This is a genomic window from Streptomyces oceani (assembly GCF_001751245.1).
GTDB lineage: Bacteria > Actinomycetota > Actinomycetes > Streptomycetales > Streptomycetaceae > Streptomyces > Streptomyces oceani.
Genome location: NZ_LJGU01000112.1, coordinates 90,813 through 97,682 on the forward strand (window position 1 = coordinate 90,813; position 6,870 = coordinate 97,682).

Here is a 6,870-nt window from a genome sequence, read left to right on the forward strand (position 1 = left end):
GAGAGCGTGGACTCGCGAGGTCCTGCCGCGGGGGAGGCCGTAACCTCGACGGGCAGCGTCCGCTCCAGGTCAGCCGTGCGTCGCCAGACGGTGCAGGTCCGCGAGCGCGGCGTCGATCGGGTGTGGCCGCGGCCTGCCATCGGTGTCCAGCACGTGCCACCGCTGCTGGTTCACCGCGACGGCCATCCGCCGCTCCCCGTCGGCGCTCGCCATGGCGAGCGCTCCGGCGCCCCAGACCGTGCCGCCGTGACCGCAGAAGCCGCCCGAGGGCGAACCCTCCATCGGGTGTAGTCCGAGGCCGTAGTCGATCGTCCGTCCCTCCTGGGAGATGACGGGGACGGTGCGCTGCATCTGCGCCAACGAGGAGGGGCTGACGATCTCGCCGGCCAGCAGCATGCCGTAGAAGCGGTTCAGGTCGGCGACGGTCGTGATCAGCGAGGCGGCCGGGCCCACCCAGGACATGTCGTAGACGCTGTAGTCGCGCGGCGGGTCGATCATGCCGAACCAGGCTTCGTACATCCGCGAGTGTGGACCGTCGACGTACGGGCCGACGGGGAGTTCGGTGTCCCGGAGTCCGGCAGGCTCGATGACGTGCCGGGTGACGCACTCCTCGACCGTGGCGCCGGTCACCCGCTCCAGAAGCTGGCCCAGGAGCAGGTAGTTGGTGTTGGAGTACACCCCGGGGGTGTCGCCCGGAGCACCGACAGCGGGCGCGGTGACGCCCAGTGCGATCAGTTCGGTGGGGTCGAACCGGGTGAACCGGTTGTCGTCCAGGCTTTCCGGGCTGGTGTCCGCGAGGGCGGGGAACGCCTTGAGGGACGGGTAGGCGTAGGGCAGGTACTCGGCGAGTCCGCTGGTGTGGTTGAGCAGCATCCGCACGGTGACGGCGTCACCGCGCTCCCCGGGGACCAACTCCGGGAGGTAGCGGCCGATGGGTGCGTCCAGCCCGATGTGTCCGGCTTCGACCTGCCGCAGCACGGCGGCGGCCGTGAAGGTCTTGGTGATGCTGCCGACGCGGTGCCGCATATCGACGGCCGCCGGGCGGCCCGTGGCCACGTCGGCGAACCCGGCGGCGCCGCGCCAGACCTGCTCGCCGTCGCGTACTTCGGCGAACACTCCCGGCATTCCGGCGTGGTGCACCTTCTCCAGAGCGGCGTCCAACTCCGCCGGCTCCAGCGGCTTCCGCATGAGACGTCTCCTCCCGTCCTCGATTCCGTCCTCCGACGTCTCCCGAGGCCCGGCCGTCTCCTCGTCCAGGCTCCGCCTGCCGTCGGTCTCCGCATCCATTATGCACGCGGTGCGTGCAACACCAAGTGCACGGCTAGGCTGAGAGGGACGAGAGGGGCGAGATGACAGGCCGAAGGCGTTGGTCGACCGAGGAAATCCTGGACATGGCGGCGGAGTTGCTGCGCACGAGCGACGCCGAGTCGTTCAGCGTGCGCAGGCTCGCGGCGGCGCTGGGCACCGACTCCTCCAGTCTCTACCGGCACTTCCGCAGCAAGACCGAGCTGCTACGCGCGGTCGCCGACCGCATCCTCGTCGCCGCCATGGAGGGATACCGCCCCGAGGGCGACTGGAAGCAGCGCATCACCGCCCTGGCCCGCCGCGTACGCGAGGCGTTCGGCCGGCAGCCCCAACTCGCCGCGATCTGGGGACGCTACGCCTCCGGCGGCACCGGCTCCCGGCTGGTCATGGAGGAGGTGCTGCAGGCCCTGCGGGCGTCATCGCTCCCCGAGGAGGAGATCCCCACGCACTACCACCGGATCGCCGTCCTCATCACCGCACTAATCGTCTCCGAGGCCGGCGTCAGCACCATGGCGCCGAAGGAGTACGAACAGGGCGTGGAGCTGTTCCGCGTCACCACGCTGGGCGCCGACCCGGAGCGTTTTCCCTCGCTGGCGCACTTCGCCCGCGACGTACACCCCCTCGGCGCGGACCGCGACGCCGCCTTTGAGGAGATCCTCGCCGCCCAGCTCGCCCACATCGAGGACGCATCAGCCCCGCGGGCGAGTGCTGAGCCACGGCCCGGCGGGTGAGACGGCCCCGCTCCGCGCTCCGCCAGGTTGGGCGCCGGGTGGGCCGCCTCGGCGTACAGCCGCGCCGCCTTCGCGAGGAGGCCGTCCCGCTCGTGCGGACGCGCCGCCGACGCCGCGTACCGGGGCGTCCGTTCCCCGCTGCCTGGCGGACCGCCGGAACCGCGCGCCACCACGCGGTTGAGGCGCACGACCGGGGTGTAGGTGAAACGCAGCAGCTCGTCATACCGCTCGAGGATCTGCGCGACCCACGGAGGAGCGCGCGTTCCTCGTCCGGCAGGACCTCCCCGCGGCGACGGACGGTGTCCGCGCGGGCGGCGTCGGTCAGGGGCTCGGGACGAAGTCCGCCGACCCGTCGAAACGAAACGGCGAGCCGGGCCGCGCCGGCAGCCAACCCGCGGCCCGGGCCCCCCGGATGCCCGCGGCCACCTGCGCCGGCCGCACGGATGTCGCGGCGGCACCCATCCAGTTGCTGGGATGCGACTGTCCGGTGCTGACGACCAGCGTCGTCCCGGGACCCTCGCGATCGGCCAGCTCGACGGCGTACGTCAACGGGGTCCAGCACAGACTTTGCGCGTAGGCGGGCTTGTGGCGCACGCGCCAGCGGTACGCGATCCCGTCGACCGTGATCCGGCGGGAGCCCTTCCTGTTCAGCGCCATCTGCCTTCCTCCGGCGTGTGAACCCGTGGCGTACGCGTGACGGCGGGCTACTCGTCGCGCGGGAAGGACACCTCGACCCGGCGGTTCTTCTTCCGACCCTCCTCGGTGCCGTTGTCCGCGATCGGGTAGTCCTCGCTGTAGCCGCGCACGCGGTAGGTGACCTCGGGATCGAGCGTCTTGGCCAACTCCTCCTGTACGGCCCGGGCCCGCTCCTTGGACAGCTTCTCACCGTGCTCGTACGAACCGAGGTTGTCGGTGAAGCCGAAGACGTTCAGCTCGGTCGCCTTCTGCTTGTTCGCCTCGGTCGCGATGTCCTCGATACGGGACTTCGCCTCGCCGTTCAGCTTGGAACTGTCCTTCGGGAAGAGGACTTCGGCCTGGAGCGTGAACTTCGTCTTGTTGTTGCTGTCCGTCCGGCGCTCCTCGCCACCCATGTCCTCGGTGACGAACTTGATGTCCAGCACCTTCGCCGGCGCCAACTCCGCGCCGTCGGCCAGCTTCAGACCGGCGGCGTCGGTGTCCACCTTGGTGGGCGGCTTGGCCTTGCCGAGACCGTCCGGCGGCTGGCTGAACTCCGGCTGCGGGCCCGTCTCGCCGGGCAGCGAGGGCGCGGAGCCGGTGGGAATGGTCGTCGGGTTGTCGCCGCCTGGCACGGACGGCGCCGGCGGCGAGGGCGCGGACGCCGACGGCCCCGGGCCGGGCGTCGGCGGGGAGGACGGGTCGGCGTGCGCGGTGCCGGCGTACACGCCGGTGAGGAGCATCGCCGAAGTGGTGCCGCAGGCCGCCAGGACGAGGCCGCGGGTGCGCGTACGGGTCGCGGTGCCGGCGCGCGTACGGTGACGTTGCTGCGTCATGGCGGCGCTCACCCTTCGGAGATGGTGATGGAGGCGGGGGGCATGTCGGCGATCTGGAAGTCCACCTTGTTATTGCCCTCAGGCGGGGCGGGGAACTGGGCGTACCAGGTCTTCGATTCGCCGGGCTGAATTCCTCGTGGAAACGACGTGCACAGGCAACGACCGTCAGTATCCCGCAGGATGTAGTAGCGCTTCTTGCCCTTACCGTCGGTGATCTTTGCCCCAGCCATGGAGGCGCCATTCTTGTTCAGTTCTGACTCGTCACCCTGCCAACCAGGGGCGGCCCACAATCCGTCACCGCCGTTCTTTACAGAGCCGCTGACTGTCACGAAGTTGCCAGCTTTACGCGTGGCGGACTTGATGGTCAGGGTGATGTCCTCACCACCAGTGACTTCAGCCAGTACACCGCCGTCCTCTGACTTGTTGTCGTCACCACCACCGCTGGAGTTCTGTTCGGACTGGCCGGAGGAAGAGTCGGCGTTGGGCTCGTCCTCCCCGTCATCTCCCCCACCACAGCCAGACACCATCAGTGCCGTGGTTGCCGTGATCACCACAGCAGCCATAGCACTTCGGGACTTCATGGTGCGCCGAAGGTTCATACTTCGCTCGTCCTTTGCTCGTCACTCGACCAAGACCACTGAAAACAGGTCAGCAGATTCCAAATCGATTTCGTCATCATCAGGGTCGATCTCGAACTCATCGCCGTCACATGTGATCTCGATTTTGTCTATATCTGGATCGAAGTCACACAACGGTTGAACTACAGCTGTGGCATCGGATTTTGCTGTCTTGTTCTCAGTGCCGGGAATGATGGTGTTACCCGTGTCGAACCGGGTCTCGATCTTCACGGTGTAGCCCGGGTCCATCTCTCGCGTGATGGGTTCACAGCTCAGGACGTCGGAGTCGTTCGAGTCGGCGAACTCGTCAGCCTCTCCGCACCCGTCACCAGTCAGTGGCGCCGTGAGGTCGAGCCAGTCCTGCCAGGAGTCACCTTCACCGAGCGAATCCAGAAAACCATCGAAGAGTTGATCCCGGTCGTCCCTGGCTGCTGCGAGTGCTGCCGCATCAGCAGCGGACTGACCTCCGTTCCGCACTGTGCTCGCCTGAGCGACCGTGAAGAAGGCCAGTGCAAGGAAGAGCAGGCCCGCCATCACTGCTCCATACAGGATGAGGGTCTGTCCCTTGTCTTTATCAGTCCCTTTGATCAGCCGCCAAGAACTTGACCGACCCAGTTGCTGATCGCTCCGGAAATCAAGGTATCCAGGTTCAAAGCTCGAATCGCGATGATGATCCCCGCGACCAGGATCACGATGCCCGCGTACTCGATAGACGTGGCGCCCCGGTCCGCCCAGCGACCGCGCATGCGAGCGAGGGCCTTGGTGCTCCAGTTGCGGATGGGCTTCATGACGGTCTCCTTCAAGATCAGCCGCGTCAGTTCGGGCGGCACCCTCCGGAACGTACGGCGGGCGGTCGGTCGCCCGCATGGGCCCGTGGGCCCAAATCCGGGCCCAGCGGCCCCCGCACGCTCCGTGTTCGCGCGTCATCGGGTCACCAGTCCTGTCCGGCACGTATGGTGCCCAGCCAGCGGGCTATGGCCTGGCTGCGGGTGCTGGCGTCCAGCTTGGTGAAGATGCGGTTGATGTGGTTCTTCACCGTCTTCTCGCTGATGAAGCAGGTCGCGGCGATCTGTGGGTTGGTCATGCCCGAGGCGATCAACTCCATGATCTCCACCTCCCGTTCGCTCAGTCCGTACGACGCCCGGCGGGCCCGGGTGTGCGCGCTCGTCGCCCACCGTCGTCGCTCAACCGCTGACTGTTTCACACCGGGCGGCGTCCGCTCAGGCTTTCGGCCATCCCGTGCGGCCCTCGGCACTCCGGGGCCTCGTCCGCCGCCCGTGCCGGCCGGGTTCCCCTGCGCCTCCGCGCCCGGCGGGTGTTGCTGGCCCGCGCCCCTCGGGTCGGCCGGGGCGGCGCCGGCCTGGCCCGTGCCGGTCACGGTCACGGCAGCGCCCCCCAGGCCGTCCGGCAACGGGTAACCGGTCGGCCGGCTGCGCGCCTGCTCCAGCAGGGCGTGCGCCGAGGTGGCGGTGAACGGGGCGCGGCCCCGCGTGAGGTCCCGGACGTACGACACGAGTTCGTCGGCCGTGAACTCCCCGTGCACCAGATAGCCGCGCGCTCCCAGCCGCAGCGCCTCGTACACGATCTCGCTCTCCCGGCTGTACGTCAGCATCATCACCGGTGCCAGTCTGGCCAGTTGCGGCAGTGCGGTGATGCCGTCGACGCCCGGCATCCGTACGTCCAGCAAAATCGCGTCCGGCCGCACGCGCCCCGCCAGGTCGTACGCCTCCCGCCCGTCCGACGCCTCCGCGACGACCCGCAGGTCGCTGCGCCCCTGGAGGAGGCTGTGCAGCCCGGCACGCACGACGGGGTTGTCGTCGGCGACCAGGACCCGCACGGGCCGCGGTTCGGCGCCCGGCGANCGGGTCGCGCGCGTACGGGTCGCACCCGTACTGCTCCTCGTACGGGCCGCCGCCGTACGGCTCGAGGACGGACTCCTCCGCCGGGTGGAACGTGTCGTCCGGGTCCGAGGTGTGCTGGGAGGCGTGGGTGTCACCGTCGCCCGGCACGTATGACCCGGAGGGGCCTGGCTGGAACGGCACCGGTCCCGAGGCATGGGCGGCCGGGACGGGCTCCGGGCCCGGGAAGGCGTACGCCGCTGCCGGGTTATCGGAGCTGGGGTGGTCCGGCATCGGTCGGGCCTCCTCTCACGTGGCGGACTCGGGCCTGGGGTCCGGTGGTCGATCCGGGCGAACGGTCGATCTGAACGGTGCGGATGGTGCGGTCGTACGGGGCGCGGGCTCGGGCGGCCTGGGTCTCAACCCTCCCGTGCGTAAGACGGCTTGTGACGGCTTGTGCTCTACCTGGCATCCCCCGGTGACGGCTGCGTAATCGCCGCGAGTGGGAGTTCCAGGCGCACTTCGGTGCCCGTGGCCGCCTCACCACGGCCGATCCGGATGCGGGCACCGAGCTGCGCGGCACGCTCGACCATACCGAGCAGGCCGTAGTGGCCGTCACGTTGCAGGTCCGCCAGGTCGGTGTGCGGCGGCAGTCCGTGACCGTCGTCCTGGACGCTGAGCCGAAAGATGCCGCTGCCGGGGCGGCAGCCGGCGGTGACCGTGACGTGGGTGGCGTGGGCGTGCCGATGGGCGTTCTCCATCGCCTCCGCCGCGATGGTGAGGGCCTGACGCGCCACCGCCGGCCGTACGGTGACCGGCTGCGGTGGGCCGCCCGCGCCTCCGGGCGGCGGCCCGGCGGGCGGCACGG

The 6,870-nt window shown here is 69.5% G+C and carries 9 protein-coding genes and 1 pseudogene; 1 reads left to right on the top strand and 9 read right to left on the bottom strand.

The features are described 5' to 3' along the window. Positions 1-69: 69 nt before the first annotated feature. Positions 70-1,188, bottom strand: a complete 1,119-nt coding sequence (locus AN216_RS05810; protein ID WP_070195530.1) for a serine hydrolase domain-containing protein — start codon at positions 1,186-1,188, stop codon at positions 70-72. 161 nt (positions 1,189-1,349) lie between these two features. On the opposite strand from AN216_RS05810, the gene AN216_RS05815 reads away from it, so the two are divergent. Then, complete coding sequence (locus tag AN216_RS05815) at positions 1,350-2,036, top strand: TetR/AcrR family transcriptional regulator (RefSeq protein WP_070195510.1); 687 nt, start codon at positions 1,350-1,352, stop codon at positions 2,034-2,036. Positions 2,037-2,050: 14 nt separating this feature from the next. Here the strand turns inward: AN216_RS05815 and AN216_RS30000 are convergent. From AN216_RS30000 to AN216_RS05850, 8 genes and pseudogenes are all read right to left on the bottom strand, one after another. Further along, positions 2,051-2,284 (bottom strand): annotated as a pseudogene (locus tag AN216_RS30000) (RNA polymerase subunit sigma-24); the annotation flags it as partial. A gap of 73 nt (positions 2,285-2,357) precedes the next feature. Then, positions 2,358-2,693, bottom strand: a complete 336-nt coding sequence (locus AN216_RS05820) for a hypothetical protein (RefSeq protein WP_070195511.1) — start codon at positions 2,691-2,693, stop codon at positions 2,358-2,360. A gap of 47 nt (positions 2,694-2,740) precedes the next feature. Next, entirely contained in the window at positions 2,741-3,547 is an 807-nt protein-coding gene (locus tag AN216_RS05825; protein ID WP_070195512.1) for an OmpA family protein, read from the bottom strand. Positions 3,548-3,555: 8 nt separating this feature from the next. Further along, entirely contained in the window at positions 3,556-4,146 is a 591-nt protein-coding gene (locus tag AN216_RS05830) for a hypothetical protein (RefSeq protein ID WP_070195513.1), read from the bottom strand. Positions 4,147-4,167: 21 nt separating this feature from the next. After that, positions 4,168-4,779, bottom strand: coding sequence for a pilus assembly protein TadG-related protein (locus AN216_RS05835; RefSeq protein WP_275522155.1), 612 nt, complete (start codon positions 4,777-4,779; stop codon positions 4,168-4,170). After that, entirely contained in the window at positions 4,752-4,994 is a 243-nt protein-coding gene (locus AN216_RS05840) for a hypothetical protein (RefSeq protein ID WP_420855691.1), read from the bottom strand. The genes AN216_RS05835 and AN216_RS05840 overlap by 28 nt, the downstream gene beginning before the upstream one ends. 101 nt (positions 4,995-5,095) lie before the next feature. Further along, a complete protein-coding gene (locus tag AN216_RS05845; protein ID WP_070195515.1) occupies positions 5,096-6,220 on the bottom strand; it encodes a response regulator transcription factor in 1,125 nt (374 codons plus the stop codon). A gap of 243 nt (positions 6,221-6,463) precedes the next feature. Then, positions 6,464-6,870, bottom strand: a 407-nt coding sequence (locus tag AN216_RS05850) for a sensor histidine kinase (RefSeq protein ID WP_338059229.1), incomplete at its 5' end; no start/stop codon positions are given.

Bases quoted from the DNA above. Each gene is read 5' to 3' on its own strand.
- AN216_RS05830 (WP_070195513.1), bottom strand. From the start codon at position 4,146: ATGAACCTTCGGCGCACCATGAAGTCCCGAAGTGCTATGGCTGCTGTG.
- AN216_RS05820 (WP_070195511.1), bottom strand. From the start codon at position 2,693: ATGGCGCTGAACAGGAAGGGCTCCCGCCGGATCACGGTCGACGGGATC.
- AN216_RS05815 (WP_070195510.1), top strand. From the start codon at position 1,350: ATGACAGGCCGAAGGCGTTGGTCGACCGAGGAAATCCTGGACATGGCG.
- AN216_RS05825 (WP_070195512.1), bottom strand. From the start codon at position 3,547: ATGACGCAGCAACGTCACCGTACGCGCGCCGGCACCGCGACCCGTACG.
- AN216_RS05810 (WP_070195530.1), bottom strand. From the start codon at position 1,188: ATGCGGAAGCCGCTGGAGCCGGCGGAGTTGGACGCCGCTCTGGAGAAG.